Origin of the sequence: Pseudomonas asiatica, from assembly GCF_009932335.1 — a bacterium.
Lineage (GTDB): Bacteria > Pseudomonadota > Gammaproteobacteria > Pseudomonadales > Pseudomonadaceae > Aquipseudomonas > Aquipseudomonas asiatica.
This window is the reverse complement of sequence record NZ_BLJF01000001.1, coordinates 1,563,588-1,583,119: the sequence shown is the minus strand read 5'-3', so window position 1 is coordinate 1,583,119 and position 19,532 is coordinate 1,563,588. Positions and strand designations below refer to the sequence as shown.

18 protein-coding genes are annotated in these 19,532 nt (G+C 65.2%); 13 read left to right on the top strand and 5 right to left on the bottom strand.

The genetic code is table 11. From position 1 onward, the window contains the following. Positions 1-80: 80 nt before the first annotated feature. The 3 genes from GYA95_RS07455 to GYA95_RS07445 form a co-directional block, all read right to left on the bottom strand. Positions 81-1,052: a 5-oxoprolinase subunit C family protein gene (locus GYA95_RS07455; RefSeq protein ID WP_015270005.1), complete on the bottom strand. Its 972-nt coding sequence runs from the start codon at positions 1,050-1,052 to the stop codon at positions 81-83. Beyond that, positions 1,049-1,936 (bottom strand): 5-oxoprolinase subunit B family protein, encoded by an 888-nt coding sequence (locus tag GYA95_RS07450; RefSeq protein ID WP_013972123.1) that lies wholly within the window; start codon positions 1,934-1,936, stop codon positions 1,049-1,051. Before GYA95_RS07450 ends, GYA95_RS07455 begins: the two co-directional genes overlap by 4 nt. A 90-nt stretch (positions 1,937-2,026) precedes the next feature. Continuing rightward, a complete protein-coding gene (locus GYA95_RS07445) occupies positions 2,027-2,785 on the bottom strand; it encodes a 5-oxoprolinase subunit PxpA (protein WP_013972122.1) in 759 nt (252 codons plus the stop codon). A 119-nt stretch (positions 2,786-2,904) separates the two neighbouring features. Between GYA95_RS07445 and GYA95_RS07440 the strand changes: the two genes are divergently transcribed. Both GYA95_RS07440 and GYA95_RS07435 read left to right on the top strand, forming a co-directional pair. Beyond that, complete coding sequence (locus GYA95_RS07440; RefSeq protein WP_015270004.1) at positions 2,905-3,822, top strand: LysR family transcriptional regulator; 918 nt, start codon at positions 2,905-2,907, stop codon at positions 3,820-3,822. Between the two features lie 243 nt (positions 3,823-4,065). Beyond that, positions 4,066-5,919 carry an ABC transporter ATP-binding protein gene (locus tag GYA95_RS07435; RefSeq protein WP_015270003.1) on the top strand — a complete coding sequence of 618 codons (1,854 nt, stop codon included), beginning with the start codon at positions 4,066-4,068 and terminating at the stop codon, positions 5,917-5,919. A 228-nt stretch (positions 5,920-6,147) separates the two neighbouring features. Here the strand turns inward: GYA95_RS07435 and GYA95_RS07430 are convergent, their stop codons facing one another. Then, positions 6,148-6,975 (bottom strand): IclR family transcriptional regulator, encoded by an 828-nt coding sequence (locus GYA95_RS07430; RefSeq protein ID WP_015270002.1) that lies wholly within the window; start codon positions 6,973-6,975, stop codon positions 6,148-6,150. Positions 6,976-7,224: 249 nt separating this feature from the next. On the opposite strand from GYA95_RS07430, the gene GYA95_RS07425 reads away from it, so the two are divergent. Genes GYA95_RS07425 through GYA95_RS07395 form a run of 7 tightly spaced genes read left to right on the top strand, consistent with a single transcriptional unit; the run spans position 7,225 to position 13,739 of the window. Further along, positions 7,225-8,244: an ABC transporter ATP-binding protein gene (locus GYA95_RS07425; RefSeq protein WP_015270001.1), complete on the top strand. Its 1,020-nt coding sequence runs from the start codon at positions 7,225-7,227 to the stop codon at positions 8,242-8,244. Further along, complete coding sequence (locus GYA95_RS07420) at positions 8,241-9,110, top strand: ABC transporter permease (protein ID WP_015270000.1); 870 nt, start codon at positions 8,241-8,243, stop codon at positions 9,108-9,110. The genes GYA95_RS07425 and GYA95_RS07420 overlap by 4 nt, the downstream gene beginning before the upstream one ends. A gap of 4 nt (positions 9,111-9,114) precedes the next feature. Further along, positions 9,115-9,909, top strand: a complete 795-nt coding sequence (locus tag GYA95_RS07415; protein ID WP_161551363.1) for an ABC transporter permease — start codon at positions 9,115-9,117, stop codon at positions 9,907-9,909. A gap of 14 nt (positions 9,910-9,923) precedes the next feature. Continuing rightward, positions 9,924-10,214 (top strand): (2Fe-2S)-binding protein, encoded by a 291-nt coding sequence (locus tag GYA95_RS07410; protein WP_013972115.1) that lies wholly within the window; start codon positions 9,924-9,926, stop codon positions 10,212-10,214. After that, the gene (locus GYA95_RS07405) at positions 10,211-11,569 is read left to right on the top strand and encodes an FAD/NAD(P)-dependent oxidoreductase (RefSeq protein ID WP_015269998.1); all 1,359 of its coding nucleotides are present in this window, start codon (positions 10,211-10,213) and stop codon (positions 11,567-11,569) included. Before GYA95_RS07410 ends, GYA95_RS07405 begins: the two co-directional genes overlap by 4 nt. Next, complete coding sequence (locus GYA95_RS07400; RefSeq protein ID WP_015269997.1) at positions 11,566-12,699, top strand: NAD(P)/FAD-dependent oxidoreductase; 1,134 nt, start codon at positions 11,566-11,568, stop codon at positions 12,697-12,699. The genes GYA95_RS07405 and GYA95_RS07400 overlap by 4 nt, the downstream gene beginning before the upstream one ends. Beyond that, positions 12,696-13,739, top strand: coding sequence for an ABC transporter substrate-binding protein (locus GYA95_RS07395; RefSeq protein ID WP_015269996.1), 1,044 nt, complete (start codon positions 12,696-12,698; stop codon positions 13,737-13,739). Before GYA95_RS07400 ends, GYA95_RS07395 begins: the two co-directional genes overlap by 4 nt. A 239-nt stretch (positions 13,740-13,978) precedes the next feature. Here GYA95_RS07395 and GYA95_RS07390 read toward each other — a convergent pair whose 3' ends face one another. Continuing rightward, the gene (locus GYA95_RS07390; protein ID WP_015269995.1) at positions 13,979-14,749 is read right to left on the bottom strand and encodes an IclR family transcriptional regulator; all 771 of its coding nucleotides are present in this window, start codon (positions 14,747-14,749) and stop codon (positions 13,979-13,981) included. Positions 14,750-14,903: 154 nt separating this feature from the next. Here GYA95_RS07390 and GYA95_RS07385 point away from each other — a divergent pair, with 154 nt between their 5' ends. Genes GYA95_RS07385 through GYA95_RS07370 form a run of 4 tightly spaced genes read left to right on the top strand, consistent with a single transcriptional unit; the run spans position 14,904 to position 19,475 of the window. Further along, positions 14,904-15,713: a shikimate dehydrogenase family protein gene (locus GYA95_RS07385; protein WP_015269994.1), complete on the top strand. Its 810-nt coding sequence runs from the start codon at positions 14,904-14,906 to the stop codon at positions 15,711-15,713. 4 nt (positions 15,714-15,717) lie between these two features. Next, positions 15,718-17,451 carry an FAD-dependent oxidoreductase gene (locus GYA95_RS07380; protein ID WP_015269993.1) on the top strand — a complete coding sequence of 578 codons (1,734 nt, stop codon included), beginning with the start codon at positions 15,718-15,720 and terminating at the stop codon, positions 17,449-17,451. Continuing rightward, positions 17,436-17,756, top strand: a complete 321-nt coding sequence (locus tag GYA95_RS07375) for an NIPSNAP family protein (RefSeq protein WP_013972108.1) — start codon at positions 17,436-17,438, stop codon at positions 17,754-17,756. Before GYA95_RS07380 ends, GYA95_RS07375 begins: the two co-directional genes overlap by 16 nt. Before the next feature lie 39 nt (positions 17,757-17,795). Then, positions 17,796-19,475 (top strand): FAD-dependent oxidoreductase, encoded by a 1,680-nt coding sequence (locus GYA95_RS07370; protein ID WP_015269992.1) that lies wholly within the window; start codon positions 17,796-17,798, stop codon positions 19,473-19,475. Positions 19,476-19,532 lie beyond the last annotated feature (57 nt).

Below are 19,532 nucleotides of genomic sequence, written 5' to 3'. Positions count from 1 at the left end.
CGGCCCTTTCGCGTCACAAGGCCGCTCCTGCAACGACTGCGCCAGCCCTTGTGTGGGTGGCGCACCGCCGCAAACATCAATCAGCCAAACAATCTGGCCAGGAAACCCAGCTTCTTCTTGTACGAGCGCCGAGCTTCCAGGGCTTCCTCCAGGCTTACCTCGAGGAACCGCGCCTGCTGATTGGGCTGCATCTGCCCGATCAGATCCAGGTCGGCGCTGATCACCGTGCCGATCATGGCGTAGCCGCCACCCGACACCGCGTCACGGTGCAGGATGATCGGCTCCAGCCCCGCGGGCACCTGGATCGAGCCGATCGGGTAGCAGCTGTCAACGATGTTCGACGGGTCCGAGCCGGCCCCGAACGGCTGCTCCCGTGGCTGGAAGCTCAAGGCACTGCCGCCCTTGTAGCGATAGCCGATACGGTCGGCCTCGGAGCCGACCGTCCAGGCTTCGGTGAAAAAGCTTTGCACCGCAGCCTTGGTCAGGCGGTGAAAATACAGCCCCGGCACTACCCGCAGCACCACCTCGCCGCCCAAGGCCTGGCGCAAGGCCATCGGCAGGCTCGCGCCGGCGCGGGTCTTGCCGCTGGGCATGCCGACCGGCAACAGGTCACCCGCCATCAGCTTGCGCCCTTGCAAGCCACCCAATGCACCCAACGCATAGGTGGAGCGGCTGCCGAGCACCTCAGGTACATCGATACCGCCGGCCACCGCCAGGTAGGCCCGGGCACCTGCGGTAGGGAAGCCGAAACGCAACACCTGCCCGGCACGTACGGCAAACGCGGTGTCCGGGCGTTGCTCACGGCCATCGAGCAAGGCCGGCATCTGCGCACCGCAAACCGCCACCAGGGCATCCCGCTGGAACTCCAGCTCCGGCCCCACCAGCGCACACTCAAGGCCGGCGGCGTCGGACGGGTTGCCCACCAGGTGGTTGGCCGCCCTCAGGGCGTACTGGTCGAGGGCGCCGGACGGCGGGATGCCCAGATGGTAGTAGCCTTCGCGGCCCAGGTCCTGCACCGAGGTAGCCAAGCCGGGTTTGAGTACCTTGATCATGCCAGCACCTCCTGCAGAGTCCGTGGATAACCGACCGGGTCGGCAAGGAACGCGTCCAGGGAGAATTCCACCGGGCGAATGCGCAGGTCGAAACGGCCTTCTTCGACATCCGCCACCGCCTGGTCGTAGGTGCGGCGGTCAATGGGTTTGAACTGCACGATGTCTCCCGGGCGGAAGAACACCATGTGCTCCTTCAGGTAGTTCAGCGTCTGCTGCGGGTCGTAGATAGGCGCCGGAGTGACGCCGAACATCTGGTAGCCACCTGCCCCGCGCACTGAATAGATGCAGCCGAAACAGCCGCCATGGCCAAGGGTGAGCTTGGGGGTGTCAGTACGCGGGCGCAGGTACTTGGGCACCTGCAGTTGCCGCTCTCGCTCGACCATCTGGAACATGAACGGCAGGCCGGCAACGAACCCGACCATCGACACGAACCACGGCGCACCGCTGTGCGCGGCAATGAACCCCTCGACATCGGCCAGGCCGTTGATCCGCGCGGCGTACTCCAGGTCGGTGCTGCCCGGGTCCTGATGGCGGTCACGAAAACGCATCAGTGTTTCATGGGTCCAGGGGTCGTTGTACAGCACTGGAATCTCGATGATCCGTGTCTGCAACGAGCGCTCGGCCACCGCCTGCGCTTCGGCACCGCGCACCGCCTCCAGCAGTGCCTGCGGCGCGATACGGTCCGGGTCGAAGCGAATCTGGAACGAGGCGTTGGCCAGGCACACATCCAGCACGCCATCCAGGGCCAGCCGCTCCACCGCGCGGGTGACAGCCATGCCCTTGAAAAAGGCCTCCAGCGACATGCTCTCGCTGACTTCGGCAAACAGGTGCTCGTCGGCGCCGAAGCTGTAGCGGATAGGGGTTGTAGCGAGCGGTTCGGCCATGACTGTTCCTTTTCTTGGAGTCTTTACAGAAAGGCAGGCGAAAGCAAATTGCACGGGCTCCGGCGTATACCTGCCGGATGCCCCACGGATTCAGCGTGGCGCACGCACCACGATACCGGCAGCGTCCAGCGCCTTGCGCGTGGCCTCGACCAGGTCGAGCGCCCCCGGGGTGTCGCTGTGCAGGCAGATGGAATCGAATTCGATGGCCAGGTCCTGGCCCTCGACCGTGCGCACCACGCCTTGCTGACAAGCCCGCAACACCCGTTCAGCGACCGCTCCAGGTTCGTAGCCCCGCACATTGCGGGTGAACACGATCGAACCGCTCAGGTCGTACTCGCGGTCGGCGTAGAACTCGCGAATGACCGGCTGGCCAAGTTCCTGGGCAATGCGGCAGATCACCGAACCCGGCATGCAGTACAGCAGCAGCTCCGGCTCGATCACCCGCAGGTTCTCCACCAGCAGCCGTGCAGCTTCTTCGTCACGTGCCAGATGCATGTACAGGGCACCGTGCGGCTTGATGTGCTGCAGGCGCACGCCCTGGGCGCGGGCAATTTCACGCAGGGCGCCGAGTTGGTAGAGCATGTCGTCGACCAGTTCCTGGGCCGGGGCATTGATGTGTCGGCGGCCGAAGCCGACCAAGTCACGGAACCCAGGGTGCGCCCCCACTGCGACGCCCAGGGCCTTGGCCCGCTCGACGGTACGGCGCATGGTGCCGGGGTCACCAGCATGGAAGCCGGTGGCGATGTTGGCCGTGCTGATGTAGCCCATCAGCTCGTTGTCGACGCCGTCGCCAATCGTCCACGGGCCAAAGCCCTCACCCATGTCCGAGTTGAAATCCACCACCTGCATGACTGTCTCTCCTGGCGCTTGTGACTGCATGCAAGCCACGTTAGATTCTCCGCACCCCCTTGGGAAGATCTATAAACAGATAGGGTGTCTTCTGAAAATCAGATACCCCGGGAGCTATCGTGTCACTGACCCTGCGCCAGGTCCGCTATTTCGTCGCCACCGCCGAGATCGGCCAGATTTCCCAGGCGGCAATCCACCTGAACATTTCCCAGTCTGCAGTGACCACGGCGATCAAGGAGCTGGAGGCGATGCTCGGCGTGCTGCTGTTCCAGCGCTCGGCGCAGGGCATGAGCCTGACCGAGGCCGGCCGGCACTTCCTCAACCGCGCCTACGTGATCCTGCGTAGCGTGGACGATGCGTTGAATAGCCCGCTGCCGGACGTGCGCGCCAGTGGCCTGCTGCGCCTGGCGGCAAGCTACACGGTGATCGGCTACTTCCTGCCCCATCACCTGCAGCGGCTGGAGCACTGGCATCCGGATGTGACCTTGGAGCTGTACGAGCAGGAGCGCAGCGCCATCGAGCAAGGGTTGCTGGAGGGTCGTTTCGACATGGCAGTGGTACTCACCGCCAACCTCACCCACCCGGACATCGTCTCGGAAACCCTGTTCAACTCCGAACGCCGCCTGTGGCTGCCTGGCAACCATCCGCTGTGCGAGCGCTCGGCGGTAAGCCTGGCCGATGTGGCCTGCGAGCCGTTCATCCTGCTGACCGTGGATGAGGCCGAGCAAAGCGCCATGCGCTATTGGGAGCAGGCCGGGCAGCGGCCGAGAGTGCGGGTGCGGACCAGTTCGGTGGAGGCCGTGCGCAGCATGGTTGCCAATGGCAGCGGTGTAGCGATCCTGTCGGACCTGGTGCACCGGCCTTGGTCGCTGGAGGGCAAGCGTATCGAGACGGTTAGCATCAGCGACCCGGTGACACCGATGAGCGTCGGGTTGGCCTGGCACCGGGAACGGGCGTTCAGCCCGGCGATGCAGGCTGTACGCAATTACTTCCATGATGCTTTTTTGGCACCGCAGCAGTTGTCGGCACGGCGCTGACCGTTCCCTGCAGGCCCGATCTCGTCGCGGGTACCCCTACAGCACCAAGGCAAAATGAAATCAGACAGAAATGTAATAATTTGCAAAGTTTTGTTAACAACGACCGTTGGGTCAGTGTCTGTCAGTTAAGGTTGCCGGCTTGACTGGGGCTGCATTGCAGCCCAAGCCTGCCATGGCGACAGCGGACATATCGCTGCGTGTCATGGTCACCGGCAGGCAAGAATTGATTTTCCGGAGACAAGCATGCTTCGCATCTTTGAGCGCTGGCTCGATCCCTTCCCACCTGATGAGGTACCACCGCCACCGGTTGGCCTGTTGCGCTTCATGTGGGCCTGCACCCGGGGCGCACGCGGCTACATCCTGGTGCTTGCGCTGCTCAGTGCCGGGGTATCGATCTACGAAGCCTGGCTGTTCGCCTTTCTCGGCCAGGTCGTGGACCTGCTCTCGGCCTGGCAGGCCGGCGGTGCCGTCGGCCCCGAAGAAACCCGGGTGCTGTGGGGTATTGGCATCGTCCTGCTGGTCAGCATCGGGCTGGTGGCGCTGCGCACCATGGTTCAGCACCAGGTGCTGGCGATCAATTTGCCGCTGCGGCTGCGCTGGGACTTTCACCGGCTGATGCTACGCCAGAGCCTGTCGTTCTTTTCTGACGAGTTTTCTGGTCGGGTCACCACCAAGGTGATGCAGACGGCACTGGCGGTGCGCGATGTGTTGTTCACCATCATCGAGATCCTGCCCGGGATCGGGGTGTACTTCATCGCGATCATTGCCTTGGCCGGTGGCTTTGCCCTGAAACTCATGCTGCCATTCATTGCCTGGGTCGTACTGTTCGGCCTGGCCATGCTGTATTTCGTGCCACGCCTGGGCAAGGTCGGCCAGGAGCAGGCCAATGCGCGATCGTCGATGACCGGGCGGGTGTCCGACGCCTACACCAACATCACCACGGTGAAGCTGTTCTCGCACGCCAACCGCGAAGCGCACTTCGCGCGCGCGGCCATGGAGGATTTCAAGCAGACCGGCTTTCGCCAGATGCGTCTGGTCAGCCAGTTCGAAATCGTCAACCAGGCGCTGGTGGTGGGCTTGATCATCGCTGCCGGTGGCTATGCGCTGTGGCTGTGGCACCAGGGCCAGGTCGGTACCGGGGCGGTGGCGGCGATCACCGCCATGGCCTTGCGTATCAACGGCATGTCGCACTGGATCATGTGGGAGATAACCTCGCTGTTCGAAAACATCGGCACCGTGCAGGACGGCATGGCCACCCTCACCCGCGGCCCCAAGGTAAAGGATGCGCCGGGCGCTGCCGAGCTGGTAACCACGGGTGGCGCGGTGAGTTTCGACAAGGTGGGCTTCAACTACAACGGCGAGCGTCAGGTGCTCGACGACCTGAGCCTGCACATTCGCCCGGGCGAAAAAGTCGGCCTGGTCGGCCGCTCCGGCGCCGGCAAATCCACCTTGATCAACCTGCTGCTGCGCTTCTACGACGTGGACAGAGGGGAAATCCGTATCGACGGGCAGAACGTGGCCAAGGTCACTCAGGACAGCCTGCGCGCGGCGATCGGCATGGTCACCCAGGACACCTCGCTGCTGCACCGCTCGATTCGCGACAACATTGCCTATGGCCGCCCCGATGCCACCGAAGCGCAGATCCGCGCCGCTGCGGCCAATGCCCAGGCCGATGGTTTCATCAGCCAGCTCAGCGACCGCCAGGGCAACACGGGTTACGACACCTTGGTGGGAGAGCGCGGCATCAAGCTGTCAGGTGGCCAGCGCCAGCGCATCGCTATTGCCCGGGTGATGCTTAAGAACGCGCCGATCCTGCTGCTGGACGAAGCCACCAGTGCGCTGGACTCGGAAGTGGAAGTGGCCATTCAGGAGAGCCTGGATGAAATGATGCAAGGCAAGACCGTCATCGCCATCGCGCACCGGTTGTCGACGATTGCCGCCATGGACCGGCTGATCGTGATGGATGAAGGGCGCATCATCGAGCAAGGCACCCATGCGCAACTGCTGGCGGAGAATGGTACTTATGCGCGGTTGTGGCAGCACCAGAGTGGCGGGTTCCTGGGTGAGGACCAGGGTGTGGCCGAGGCGATGGAGTAGGCAGGAGGTGGGAGGTGGGATCAGGTACCGCGTCGCCCGCTTTCGCGGGCACGCCCGCCCTCATAGAACAACACATAACTCATTGATTTAGCGGGGCTCTGTGGGAGCGGGCGCGCCCGCGAACACCGGCGGAGCCGGTGCCAGGCCCCGCGTTGGATTCTTCGCGGGCACGCCCGCTCCCACACGGTACGCGGACCGCTTGCGTACTGAGTTCTCCGGGCCTGCAGCTCAACCAAACACATGCGAAGGCCGGCGCAGCACCGGGTCGAACGGGTTGACCCGCTCGCCAATCGCCGCCGCCTCGCGCTTGAGCAGCGCTACCACGGTCGGCATGCGGTTGGGCCCCAGGCGGTCGCTGATGGTCGCCACGCTCAGGGCCGCCACCGCATGGCCGTTACGATCGAGGATCGGCACCGCCAGGCCGGCCATGCCATCGAGTACTCCAGTATTGCGCCCGGCATAGCCGAGGCTGCGCACATTGTCGATTTCGGCGCGCAGCATGACTTCGTCGTAATGGTGGAAATCCTTCAGCCGCGGCAGGTTGTAGCGGATCACCTCGTCGCGCTCCTCCTCCGGCAGGAAGGCCAAGATTGCCAGGCTGCCCTGCCCCACCCCCAAGGCCACACGGCCGCCGATATCACCGGTGAAGGTACGAATCGGGTATGGCCCTTCGCTGCGGTCCAGGCACACCGCATCGAACCCTGAGCGCGCCAGCAGGAACAGCGAATCGCCCAGCGAGGCCGACAGCCGCAGCAGGCTGGGGCGCACCACATCGCGCAGGTTGCCGGCTTGCCCGGCCTTGGCCGCCAAGGCAAAAAAATCCAGGCTCAGCCGGTAGCGCTTGCTGGTCGCGCACTGGTCGACCATGCCTTCTTCAATCAGGCTGCGCAGCAGGCGGTGGGTCGTGGGTTGCGCCAGGCCAACCCGCAGCGCCAGTTGGCTGACCTTCTCGCCCTCGCCACCGCAATCTCCCAGCGCACGCAACACGGCGAACAAACGCGACACTGCACTGACACCTACTTCCTTGGCCTGCTCATTTCGTTTATCGGAATCCATTTTTCGTCAAACCTTAGAAAATTCCAGTCAGCGGAATAATTTCAAAATAGCTGTCACCCAGTGAAATTACCCTTTGTCGCCATCCTAATCATTGCCCTACTCTCCGGTCCATAGGGCGATATCACAACATCGGCCGCCGCCACAGAAGCGAGCGCCAACGTCCGTAAAAGCATTGCTTTTCGCCGCTGGCGCTCTGCCCACCCTGAAACTGCCGGTTGACCCCGGTTCCGTTTGCGATGGAGCACAGCCATGACCTTTCTGTTGATCGACAAGCTTTGCAAGCGCTATGGCGCCACGGAGGCAGTGGCCAGCTCGTCACTGGCCATCGAGAAAGGCGAGTTCGTCTCCCTGCTTGGCCCTTCGGGCTGCGGCAAGACCACCACCCTGCAAATGATTGCCGGCTTCGTCGAGGTCACCAGCGGCCGCATTGTCCTCGACGGCCGCGACATCACCCACGCCAAGCCGGCCAGCCGAGGCCTGGGCGTGGTATTCCAGAGCTACGCGCTGTTCCCGCACATGACCGTGCGCGACAACGTCGCCTTCGGCCTGCGCATGCGCAAGGTGGCCAACGCCGACATAGCCCGCCGGGTCGACCAGGCCCTGGCGCTGGTGCGCCTGGACAAACATGCCGAGCGCTACCCGCGCGAACTCTCCGGCGGCCAGCGTCAACGGGTGGCCCTGGCCCGTGCACTGGTGATCGAACCGCCGGTGCTGCTGCTGGACGAACCACTGTCCAACCTGGACGCCCATCTGCGTGAAGAAATGCAGTTCGAGATCTGCCGTATCCAGAACGAGGTCGGCATTACCACTTTGATGGTCACCCACGACCAGGCCGAGGCGCTGTCGATCAGCGACCGGGTGGTGGTGATGGAAGCCGGGCGCATTACCCAGGTCGATGCCCCCTACCGCCTGTATGAACACCCGGGCACGCCTTTCATTTCCGACTTTGTCGGCAAGGCCAACCGCCTGCACGGCGTAACCGGCCCCGACGGGCAACCGCGGGCGGATGCCCAGGGCCCGCTGACCCTCAGCCTGCGCCCGGAAAAGATCAGCCTCGGCCCGGCCGGCAGCGGCAAGCTCGCAGGCCGCATCAGCTGCCGTTACTTCCTCGGCAGCCAATGGCTGTATCGGGTCGACACCGCCCTGGGCAACCTGGCCGTGGTGCGTGCCAACGACGGCAACACCCCGCTGGATGAAGGCACACAGGTCGGCCTGGACTGGAACGATGCCCTGCTGCGGGTGCTGAACGCTGGCGAGGTGGCGGCATGAGCGCGGCAAAGCTGCGCAGCAGCGCCTGGGGCTATGGCTTGAGCAGCCCGGCGCTGCTGTTGTTCCTGGCCTTGCTGGTGGTGCCATTGGGGCTGACCGTGCTGCTGTCGTTCAACGCGTTCGACTACAGCAGCGGCATCCAGGCCGGCCAGTACACCCTCGGCCATTACCTGAGCCTGGTGACCGACACCTACTACTACGAGATCTTCTTCCGTACCTTCTGGATCAGCGCCCTGGTCACCCTGCTTTGCGTGCTGATCGGCATCCCCGAGGCCTTGGTGCTCAGCCGCATGGGCGCGCCGTGGCGCTCGATATTCCTGATCCTGGTGCTGACCCCGCTGCTGATTTCGGTAGTGGTGCGAGCCTTCGGCTGGAGCCTGCTGCTAGGCGCCGACGGCCTGGTCAACCAGGGCATCACTGCCCTCGGCGGGCAGCCGGTGAAGCTGCTGTATACGCCGTTTGCAGTGATCATCGGCCTGGTCCACGTGATGCTGCCGTTCATGATCATCCCGGTGTGGACCTCGCTGCAGAAACTCGACCCGACTGCCGAGCAGGCTGCGCTATCGCTGGGTGCCAGCCAGTGGACGGTGTTCCGCCGCATCGTGCTGCCACAGATCATGCCCGGCGTGCTGTCGGGCACGCTGATCGTGTTCGGCCTGGCCGCCAGCTCGTTCGCCATCCCAGGCCTGCTGGGCGGTCGCCGCCTGAAGATGGTCGCCACCATGATCTACGACCAGTACCTGGCCGAACTGAACTGGCCGATGGGTGCAACCATCGCCGTGGCCCTGCTGCTGATCAACCTGCTGGTGATGCTCAGCTGGAACCGATTGGTCGAACACCGCTACAAACGCGCACTTGGAGTCTGAACCGATGACCCGTAACGGCCCGCTGGCCCTGTCCTTTCACGCCCTGGTGATGCTGTTCATGCTCGCCCCGCTGGTGGTGGTGTGCCTGGTGGCATTCACCCCGGAAAACACCCTGAGTCTGCCCACTGCCGGCTTCTCGCTGCGCTGGTTCAGCGCCGTGTTCGAGCGTGCCGATTTCCTCGATGCGTTCTACAACAGCCTGAAACTCGCAGCCCTGGCTGCCACACTGGCCACTCTGATCGCCGTGCCGGCGGGCCTGGCGATCACCCGCTACAGTTTCCCCGGCCAAGGCTTTCTCAACGGCCTGCTGCTATCGCCGATCATCATCCCGCACCTGGTGCTGGGTGTGGCCTTGCTGCGGCTGTTCGCCCTGCTGGGGGTCAATGGCAGCTTCGCCTGGCTGGTGTTCGCCCATGTCGTGGTGATTACCCCCTACGTGCTACGCCTGGTACTGGCTGCAGCCATCGGAATCGATCGCAGTGCCGAGCAGGCTGCGCAAAGCCTGGGCGCTGGCCGGGTCACGCTGTTCTGCAAGGTCACCCTGCCGATGATCCTGCCCGGTGTAGCCGGCGGCTGGCTGCTGGCCTTCATCAACAGCTTCGACGAAGTGACCCTGTCGATCTTCGTCACCTCGCCTGCCACCCAGACCCTGCCAGTGCGCATGTACGTATACGCCACCGAATCCATCGACCCGATGATGGCCGCCGTCTCGGCGCTGGTGATCGCCATCACCGCCCTGACCATGGTCGCCCTGGACCGCGTATATGGCCTGGACCGCGTGCTGGTGGGCAAGCAATGACAAGGAATGCTCCCATGCCCCTGTTCAAGCGCGTGGCCGAACACGACCGCGAGCCTGTGCCTTTCCTGCTCGACGGCCAACCGGCCAAAGGCATGAGCGGCGATACCCTGCTGACTGCCATCCTGACCAATGCCGGGCACCTGCGCGGCAGCGACTTCAACGCCGAACCACGCGCCGGCTTCTGCCTGATGGGCGCCTGCCAGGACTGCTGGGTACGGCTGCAGGATGGCCGCCGGGTACGCGCCTGCTCGACCTTTCTGGAATCGGGCCAGTGCGTGACCCGCGACCCGGGGCGCCAGCCATGAGTGCGATCGTGATCATCGGCGCCGGCCCGGCCGGCATCCGCGCCGCGCAAACCCTCGTAGCCCACGGCCTGCGCCCGGTGCTGCTGGACGAAGCCAGCCGCGGCGGCGGGCAGATCTACCGCCAGCAGCCGGCCAATTTTCGCCGCTCGGCCAAAGCCTTGTACGGCTTCGAGGCCGGCAAGGCCCAAGCCCTGCACAACACCCTCGAGCAACTGCGCGGGCAGGTCGACTACCGCCCGGACACCCTGGTTTGGAACGCCGAGAACCAAGTGCTGGACACCTTGCAACAGGGCTACCTGGCCGACCGCCTGGCGTTCGACCGGGTGATCGTCGCCACCGGTGCCACCGACCGGGTGTTGCCGATACCCGGTTGGACCCTGCCTGGGGTCTATACCTTGGGCGCTGCGCAGATCGCCCTGAAGTTCCAGGGCTGCGCGATCGGGGAACGGGTGGTGCTGGGCGGCAGCGGGCCGCTGCTGTACCTGGTGGCCTACCAGTATGCCAAGGCCGGTGCCAGGGTCAGCGCGGTGCTCGACACCTCACCGTTCAGCGCCCAGGTGCGTGCCCTGCCACGCCTGCTTCTGCAACCGGGCACCTTTGCCAAGGGCCTGTACTACCGAGCCTGGCTGGCCCGCAAGGGGGTGCCGGTGCACCAAGGCGTGACCCTGCTGGGTATCGACGGCGAGCAACGTGCCAGCGGTGTGCGCTGGTCGCACAATGGCCAACAACACGACCTGCCGTGCGACGCCGTGGCATTCGCCCACGCCCTGCGCAGTGAAACCCAACTGGCCGACCTGCTGGGTTGCCAGTTCGCCTGGAGCGCGCTCAACCGCGCCTGGCTACCGGTACGTGACGCCCAGGGCCGGGCCACCAGCCCTGGCGTGTACCTGGCGGGCGATGGTGCCGGCATCCTCGGTGCCGACGGTGCCGAGATGAGCGGTGAACTGGCCGCCCTGACACTGCTGGCCGACCTTGGCAAGCCCGGCAACCCGCAGCGCCAGCAGCAACTGGAAAGGCGCCTGGCCACCTTGCAGCGCTTCCGCCAGGGGCTGGAGCAGGCCTTTCCATTTCCCGAGCAGTGGGCCCGGCAAGCCCCGGACGAGCTCACCGTGTGCCGCTGCGAGCAGATCAGCGCCGGGGAAATTCGCGCCACCGTGCGTGCCGGGCACTGGGAAATCAACCGGGTCAAGGCCATGTGCCGAGTCGGCATGGGCCGCTGCCAGGGCCGCGTGTGCGGTGCAGCTGCCGCCGAGTTGATCGCCTGCGAAAGCGGTCGGGCCATTGACCAGGTCGGGCGCCTGCGTGGCCAGGCTCCGGTCAAGCCCCTGCCCTTTGGCCTGGAGATAAAACCATGAAGCTGATCGAAGTGGACGCCATCGTCGTCGGCGGCGGCATCGTCGGCAGCAGCGCTGCCTTGACCCTGGCCCGCGCTGGTCGGCAAGTGGCATTGCTGGAACGCGACTTCTGCGGCTCGCATTCCAGCGGGGTCAACTACGGCGGTGTGCGCCGTCAGGGCCGCTCGTTGGCGCAGCTGCCATTGTCGATGCGCGCCCATGCCATCTGGGGGAATCTGCGCGAGTGGATCGGCATCGATGGCGAATACGCCCGCAGCGGCCACCTCAAGCTGGCACGCAGCGAAACCGACTTCGATGCCTTGAAGGCCTATGCCCAGCGTACCCAGGCTTTTGACCTGCGCCTGCAACTGCTTGAACGACGCGAACTGCGCCAGCGCTTCCCCTGGGTGGGCGATATCGCCGTCGGCGCCTCGTACTGCCCCGAGGACGGCCATGCCAACCCACGGCTGGTGTCACCGGCCTTCGCCCAGGCAGCCAAGCGCAGCGGCGCCCAGGTGCATGAGCAGTGCAAGGTGCTGGAGGTGGGTCACGACGGCTACCGCTTCAGCCTACACACCAGCAGCGGCCAAGGCTTCAAGGCGCCCTGGCTGTTGAATTGCGCCGGCGCCTGGTCGGCGCAACTGGCCGAGCGGTTCGGCGAGCCGGCGCCGCTGACCGCGGCCCACCCGGCCATGCTGGTCACCGAGCCGCTGCCGCTGTTCATGACCGCCAGCACCGGGGTCGAAGGCGGCGGCATCTACGCCCGCCAGGTGGCGCGTGGCAACTGCGTGCTGGGTGGCGGGCGCGGTTTTGCCCTGACCCCGACCACCGCACGCCCGGGCCAGGCCGCAGTACTCGACATCCTGCGCAACGCCACCGAGCTGTACCCGGCACTGGCGGGCGCCCAGGCCATACGCACCTGGAGCGGCACCGAGGGTTACCTGCCCGATGACGAACCGGTGCTCGGCCCCAGCCTGCACCAGCCTGGCCTGCTGCATGGATTCGGCTTTGCCGGTGCCGGCTTCCAGATAGGCCCGGCTGCCGGTGAAGCGTTGGCGCAATGCATCCTGCACGGCGCGCCGGCACTCAGCCTGGCGGCTTTTTCCATCAACCGCTTTCAGCCCAACCACTACAAGGAAAACCTGTCATGACGCACAAGCAACGTTTGCTCGCCCTGTTCTGCACCGTGCCCGGCCTGTTCGCCTGCCTGCCCGCCATGGCCCAACCCACGCTGTACCTGGGCATGAACGGCGGCACCATGGAGCGGCTGTTCAGCGACAATATCCTGCCAAGGTTCGAGCAGGCCAACGGGGTGAAGGTGGTGATCGTTCCCGGCACCTCGGCCGACATCCTGGCCAAGGTCCAGGCCACGCCGAACAAGCCGTCGATCCATGTGATGGTGCTGGATGACGGCATCATGTACCGCGCCATCGGCATGGGCCTGTGCAGCACGCTCAAACCCAACCCGACCTTGGCCCAGTTGCCGGAAAAGGCTTTGATCAAGGACAAGGCTGCCGCAGTCAGCCTGGGCGTGACCGGGCTTGCCTACAACAGCCGCCTGTTCAAGGCCAATGGCTGGGCAGCGCCTACCTCATGGAACGACCTGGCCGACCCGCGCTTCAAGGACAAGGTGGTGTTCCAGTCGATGGCATCGTCCACCTTCGGCCTGCATGGTTTCCTGATGTACAACCGCCTGCACGGCGGTAGCGATACCGACGTCAACCCGGGCTTCGCCGCCTGGCAGAAGAACGTGGGCCCGAACGTGCTGGAGTACATCCCCAACTCGGCCAAACTCTCGGAAATGGTGCAAACCGACGAAGCCGCGCTGTTCCCGCTCACCCCCACTCAGGTGACGGCGCTGAAGCTCAAAGGCATCCCGGTGGAGTACGCCGCGCCCAAGGAAGGTGCCGTGGTGCTCAACCAGGCCGAATGCGTCACGGCCAACAACGACCAGCCGGAGCTTGCACAGAAGCTCGCCGAGTTCCTGCTCAGCCCCGAGGCGCAGTCGCCGGCACTGGAGCTGGGTGACCAGATCCCGTCCAACCCCAACACGCCCACCAGCGACAAGACCCGTGGCCAGGTCGAAGCCATGCAGACCTACCTGCAGACCGCCGTGACCATCGACTGGGACCAGGTCAATACCCAGCGCCCCGAGTGGAACGCGCGCTGGAACCGCCAGATCGAGCGATAAGCCGAGGACCTGGGCCGTCACGTATAGAACAAATATCGCTCGTTTGAAGCGTCCTTTGTAGGAGCAGCCTTGTGCTGCGAAGAGGCCGGTACAAGCAATAGACAGGCTTTGTCAGTACCGGCCTCTTCGCAGCACAAGGCTGCTCCTACAGACCCTCACTAAACCAATGAGTCATGTGTTGTTCTATGAGAGCGGGTTTACCCGCGAAGACGGCAGCACGATTCCCGAACCATACCGCCTCAATCCAGCACCGGCCGCAATAACGCCTGGGCCTCATACAAGGTCGGCAGATACCGCAAGCGTATTTCATCCACACTCAACCGCGAAGCATGGGTGGTGATGGTCAATGTCGCCTTCAGCCGGCCAGCCCGGTCCAGAAGTGGCACACCCAGCACGCGCATGCCGACTTCATACTCCTGGTCCACGATACAGAACCCTTGCTCCCTCACCCGCAGCAACTCCGCCTCCAGTTGCAACCGGTCCGTCTGTGTATAAGGCGTCAACCCTCGCAGCGGGTTACGCGCAAAGTAGGCATCCCGCTCCCCCTCATCCAGCCAGGCCAGCCAGACACGCCCGCCGGCAGTGCAATACATCGGCACCCGCGAACCCGGCCGGATCGACAACGAGGACACATGGCTGTAGCGGCTGCGTACCAGATGGATGATCTCGTCACCATCACGGGTACCCACCGACACATGCTCCTGCGTCTGCCGCGCCACCTGCTCGACTATCGGCCGCAGCATGCGCGGTAGTTGCGCCGAATCCACATACGCCTGGCCGAGGCGCAGCGCCTTGGGCGTAAGCCAGTACTCACGGCTGTCGGTTTCGGCAAACCCTTCGTGCACCAAGGTCAACAGAAACCGCCGCGCGGCACTGGGGGTAAGGCCGGACAACCTGGCCGCCTGCGGCACGCTAAGGCGCGGCTGCTCGGCGCTGAACAGCTGCATCAGCGCCAGGCCCTTCTGCAAGCCGGCGATCAGGTCACGGGGGTGGATAGCGGGGGTGTTCATCTATTCGACTCGCAAGCAGGGCAAAAACAGCCGATTACCGCGATAACCGGATCAAGGTTGCGATTATCGCATCAAACGCCCGATCAGCGCATTGTTGCCCACGCCCCCTTGCCTCACCCTTGGCCTGCATAACAACGCCAATAAGGAGGTCAGCATGATTCGTGGTTCGACTGAACTGGTCGCCATCGTCGGTTCGCCCATTGCCCAGGTGAAGTCCCCCGAAAACTTCAACACCTGGTTCGCCAACAACAACTGCAACCTCGCCATGCTGCCCATCGATCTGCATGAGGCCGCGCTGGCTACCTTCGCCGGCACCCTGCGCGGCTGGCAGAACCTGCGCGGTTGCGTGGTCACCGTGCCGTACAAGCAGGCCCTGGCCAGCCGCCTTGACGGCCTGAGCGAGCGCGCAGCCGCGCTGGGCTCGGTCAATGTGATTCGCCGAGAGCGTGACGGGCGACTGCTGGGCGACAACGTGGACGGCGCCGGCTTCCTCGGTGCTGCGCGCAAACATGGCTTCGAGCCGGCGGGCAAGCGTGCGTTGGTGATCGGTTGTGGCGGGGTCGGCAGTGCCATTGCCTATGCGCTGGGCGAGGCCGGCATCGCCAGCATCACCCTCAGCGACCCCAGCACCGCGCGCATGGGCGCTGTGTGCGAGCTGCTCGGCAATGCCTTCCCCGCGGTCGAACTCGCCACCCGGGTCGACGGGCTGGAAGGCTTCGACCTGCTGGTCAACGCCTCCCCTGTCGGCATGGGCGGTAGCGCGGAGCTGCCACTGCCTGCCGCCCTGCTCGCCACCTTGCAACCCGAAACCCTGGTCGCCGATGTGGTCACCTCACCCGAGATCACCCCGCTGCTGAAACGGGCACGCCAGGCAGGTTGCTCGGTCCAGACCGGCCCGGAAATGGCCTTCGCCCAACTCGGCCACCTGGGCGCCTTCATGGGCGTCACGCCGCTGGAGATCTGAAGCCATGCCGACACATGAACATACGCAACACAACTTTGACCTGGTCGTGCTGGGCAGCGGCGCCGGTGGCCTTACCGCTGCCGCCACCGCCGCCCGCCGGGGGCTGAAAGTGCTGGTGGTGGAAAAGGCCGAGCACTTTGGCGGTACCTCGGCAATTTCCGGTGGGGCGGTGTGGCTCTATGGTACTGATCAAGCCCGCGCCGCTGGTGCGGTGGATTCCCCCGAGGCCATTCGCACCTACCTCCGGCAGGTCATCGGCGACGGCTATGACCCCGCGCTGGTCGACACCTTCATCGAGCATGGCCACCAGGCGCTGCGCTGGCTGGAGCAGAACACCGAACTGCGCTACGCCCTGCGCCCGCATTCGCCGGACTACTACCCGGACGCCCCCGGTGCCACCCAGTTTGGCCGGGCGCTGGAGATGGTCGAGTACGACGGCAGGCAGCTCGGCTCGCACTTCAAGGACCTGCAGATGCCGCCGCCCGGCATGTTGCTGTTCGGCGGCATGATGGTCAACCGCGTGGATATCCAGCACTTTCTCAGTATTCGCCGCTCGCCCCGGTCGCTGTGGCATTGCCTCAAGCTGATGGCGCGTTACGCGCGGGACCGCCTGCATCATCCGCGCGGCACCCGCCTTACCACCGGCAATGCCTTGATCGCCCGCCTGGCCAGCAGCGCCTTCGCCCATGGCACGCAGCTGTGGTTGCGCAGCGAAGCCCTGGAGCTGATCGTCGAACGCGGCGTGGTCACCGGCGTGGTGGTGCAACGCGAAGGGCGCCGTGAACGGGTGCTGGCCCGGGGCGGTGTGGTGTGCGCCATGGGCGGGTTCGCTGCAGGCGCGCTGGCCGACAGCTACCGGCCGGGCCGGCAAGCGCCGCACCTGACCATGTCACCGCCCACAAATGACGGCGCTGCCCTGCGCCTTGGCCAAGCCGTGGCCGCAGCCCAGGGTGAGGGCCTGGTGGCCAACTTCTTCTGGGCGCCGGTTTCGGAACTGCGCCATGCCAGTGGCGAGCATGAGCGCTTCCCGCACCTGGTCACCGACCGCGCCAAGCCGGGGATGATCGCGGTGGGCCCGGACGGGCGACGCTTCGTCAACGAGTCCGATTCCTACCACCACTTCGTGCAGACCATGTTCGCCAAAGGCATCGCCAGCTGCTGGCTGGTCTGCGATGCCGAAGCGATGAACCGCTACGGCCTGGGCCTGGCGCGGCCAAAGCCGGTGGACAACCAGGCGTTGATCCATGCCGGCTACCTGCACCGCGCCGCAACAGCGCAGGCACTGGCCAAGACCATTGGTGTCGACCCACAGGTATTCATGCAGACCCTGGAGCAGTTCAACGCCGATGCCCGCAACGGCATCGACCGCGCGTTCGGCAAAGGCGGCAACAGCTACAACCGCTACATGGGCGACCCGCAACACACGCCCAACCCATGCCTGGCGCCGCTGACCAGCGGCCCGTTCTACGCCATCCGCATCCACACCGGCGACCTTGGCTCAGCCCGCGGCCTGGTGACCAACGCCCAGGCCAACGTGCTGAACCGCGATGGCCAGCCGATTGCCGGGCTGTATGCAGTCGGCAACGACATGAACTCACTGATGAAAGGCACCTACCCCGGCCCCGGCATCACCCTGGGCCCTGCCCTCACCTTCGGCTGGCTCGCTGCCAACCACATCGCCGTGCGCCTGCAGGCGCCAACCACCCAAATGGAGACCCCAGCATGTACTACGAACTGAGAACCTACACCCTCGACCCACTGAAAATGGCCGACTGGCTGAGCCTGTACCAAAGCCACGCGCTGGAGGTGCAAAGCGAGCATCTCGGTAACCTGGTCGGCTTTTTCACCAGCGAATTCGGCGAGGTCAACCAGGTGGTGCATATCTGGGGCTATGCCAGCCTCGACGAACGCATGGCACGCCGCGCAGCCATGGCAGCGGACCCCCGTTGGGCAGAGTTCTCAAGGCGCAATCGCGAACTGGGCGCGGTGCTGCGCTTGCAGTCGCGAATGCTGCGGCCCACCGGCTTTTCGCCGCTGCAATAAAACTAAAACCTTCCTCCAATGCCTGAGCGGAACCCCACGATGCAACCCCTCGAATGTGACGTACTTGTCATCGGCTCCGGTGCCTCTGGCCTGGCTGCCGCCGTTACTGCCGCCCATCACGGCCAGCAGGTGATCGTCGCGGAAAAAGCCAGCCAACTGGGCGGCACCAGTGCCTGGTCGGGGGGCTGGCTGTGGATACCGCGCAACCCGCTGGCCATTGCCGAAGGCATCGTCGAGACAGACGATGCCCCGGAGCGCTACCTGCGCGGGCAAACCCACGTCAGCGAACTGGACCCGCGCCAGCGCGCCTTCCTGCACCATGGCCCGGAGATGGTGGCGTTCTTCCAGCAACACACCGCCGTGCAGTTCCAGTGCGGCAGCCGCATGCCCGACATGCGCGAGGGCGATGGCAGCACGCGCGGTGGTCGTTCGCTGTGCGCCCTGCCATACGACGGGCGCCTGCTCGGGCCCTGGCTGCACAAGCTGCGCCCACCGCTGGACATCGTCAGCCTGGCCGGCATGGGCATTGCCGGCGGCGCCGACATGGCCGCCTTCTTCAACGCCACACGCTCGCCCACGGCCGCGCTGCATGTGGGCAAACGCCTGCTGCGCCATGGCCGCGACCTGCTGCTGCACCGCCGCAGCCTGCAACTGGTCAATGGCAACGCCCTGGTGGCACGGCTGCTGCGCAGCGCCCTGGACCTGGGCGTGACGCTACTGACCGACAAGCCGGCCAGCCGCCTGCTGGGCGAAGGCCGGGTCAGCGGCGCACAGTTTGCCGACGGCCAGATGATCCACGCCCGCCGCGGTGTGGTGCTGGCCTGCGGTGGCTTTGCACATGATCGCCAGCGCATCGCGCACCTGATGCCACATGCGCCGGACGGTACCCAGCATTACTCCGCAGCCCCCAGGGAAAACAGCGGCGACGGCCTGCGCCTGGGCGAACAGGCCGGTGGCATGGTCCAGGCGACTGCGACCCATGCAGGTGCCTGGGCACCTGTGTCGAGGGTGCCGCGCAGCGATGGCAGTTTCGGCCATTTCCCGCACTTGATCGATCGCGCCAAGCCCGGTTTCATCGCCGTGCGCGGCGATGGCCGGCGCTTCGTCAACGAGGCCGATTGCTACCACGACTTCATGAACGCGCTGTTCGCCGCCACGCCGCAGGGTGAAGCGCCGGAAGCCTGGCTGATCTGCGACCATGCCGCGCAACGTCGCTATGGTATCGGCTGGGCCAAGCCCTTCCCTTTCCCCACTCGTCACTATCAACGCTGCGGTTACCTGCACAGCGGTCGCACGCTGGCGCAACTGGCACAGCGCTGCGGGATCGACGCCGCGCAGTTGCAGCGCACGGTGCACGACTTCAACCGCCATGCAGCCCAGGGTGAAGATCCGCTTTTCCGGCGCGGTGCATCGGCCTACAACCGGGCGCAGGGCGAGCCGTTGCAGGCCCCCAATCCGTCGCTGCGGCCACTGCTGCACGGGCCATTCCACGCAGTGAAACTGTTGCCGGGCAGCCTGGGTACGTTCGCCGGCCTGGGCACGGATGCCTCGGCCCGGGTACTGGACCGCGAGGCGCGGCCGATCCCCGGGTTGTATGCGGTGGGCAACGATATGAACAGTGTGATGGGCGGGTATTACCCGAGTGGCGGTATTACCCTGGGGCCAGGGATGACATTCGGCTATCTGGCCGGTAGAGCGTTGAGTACCTTGACCTCCTGAACTACGCTGCCCTTGGCTACGCCCAAGGGCCCGACGCAACCGTTCGGTAACCGAACA

Excerpts from the sequence above, each read along its gene's own strand:
- GYA95_RS07395 (WP_015269996.1), top strand. The coding sequence starts at position 12,696 with ATGACGCACAAGCAACGTTTGCTCGCCCTGTTCTGCACCGTGCCCGGC.
- GYA95_RS07425 (WP_015270001.1), top strand. The coding sequence starts at position 7,225 with ATGACCTTTCTGTTGATCGACAAGCTTTGCAAGCGCTATGGCGCCACG.
- GYA95_RS07375 (WP_013972108.1), top strand. The coding sequence starts at position 17,436 with ATGTACTACGAACTGAGAACCTACACCCTCGACCCACTGAAAATGGCC.
- GYA95_RS07370 (WP_015269992.1), top strand. The coding sequence starts at position 17,796 with ATGCAACCCCTCGAATGTGACGTACTTGTCATCGGCTCCGGTGCCTCT.
- GYA95_RS07390 (WP_015269995.1), bottom strand. The coding sequence starts at position 14,749 with ATGAACACCCCCGCTATCCACCCCCGTGACCTGATCGCCGGCTTGCAG.
- GYA95_RS07405 (WP_015269998.1), top strand. The coding sequence starts at position 10,211 with ATGAGTGCGATCGTGATCATCGGCGCCGGCCCGGCCGGCATCCGCGCC.
- GYA95_RS07455 (WP_015270005.1), bottom strand. The coding sequence starts at position 1,052 with ATGATCAAGGTACTCAAACCCGGCTTGGCTACCTCGGTGCAGGACCTG.
- GYA95_RS07415 (WP_161551363.1), top strand. The coding sequence starts at position 9,115 with ATGACCCGTAACGGCCCGCTGGCCCTGTCCTTTCACGCCCTGGTGATG.
- GYA95_RS07400 (WP_015269997.1), top strand. The coding sequence starts at position 11,566 with ATGAAGCTGATCGAAGTGGACGCCATCGTCGTCGGCGGCGGCATCGTC.
- GYA95_RS07420 (WP_015270000.1), top strand. The coding sequence starts at position 8,241 with ATGAGCGCGGCAAAGCTGCGCAGCAGCGCCTGGGGCTATGGCTTGAGC.
- GYA95_RS07435 (WP_015270003.1), top strand. The coding sequence starts at position 4,066 with ATGCTTCGCATCTTTGAGCGCTGGCTCGATCCCTTCCCACCTGATGAG.
- GYA95_RS07380 (WP_015269993.1), top strand. The coding sequence starts at position 15,718 with ATGCCGACACATGAACATACGCAACACAACTTTGACCTGGTCGTGCTG.
- GYA95_RS07410 (WP_013972115.1), top strand. The coding sequence starts at position 9,924 with ATGCCCCTGTTCAAGCGCGTGGCCGAACACGACCGCGAGCCTGTGCCT.
- GYA95_RS07450 (WP_013972123.1), bottom strand. The coding sequence starts at position 1,936 with ATGGCCGAACCGCTCGCTACAACCCCTATCCGCTACAGCTTCGGCGCC.
- GYA95_RS07385 (WP_015269994.1), top strand. The coding sequence starts at position 14,904 with ATGATTCGTGGTTCGACTGAACTGGTCGCCATCGTCGGTTCGCCCATT.
- GYA95_RS07430 (WP_015270002.1), bottom strand. The coding sequence starts at position 6,975 with ATGGATTCCGATAAACGAAATGAGCAGGCCAAGGAAGTAGGTGTCAGT.
- GYA95_RS07445 (WP_013972122.1), bottom strand. The coding sequence starts at position 2,785 with ATGCAGGTGGTGGATTTCAACTCGGACATGGGTGAGGGCTTTGGCCCG.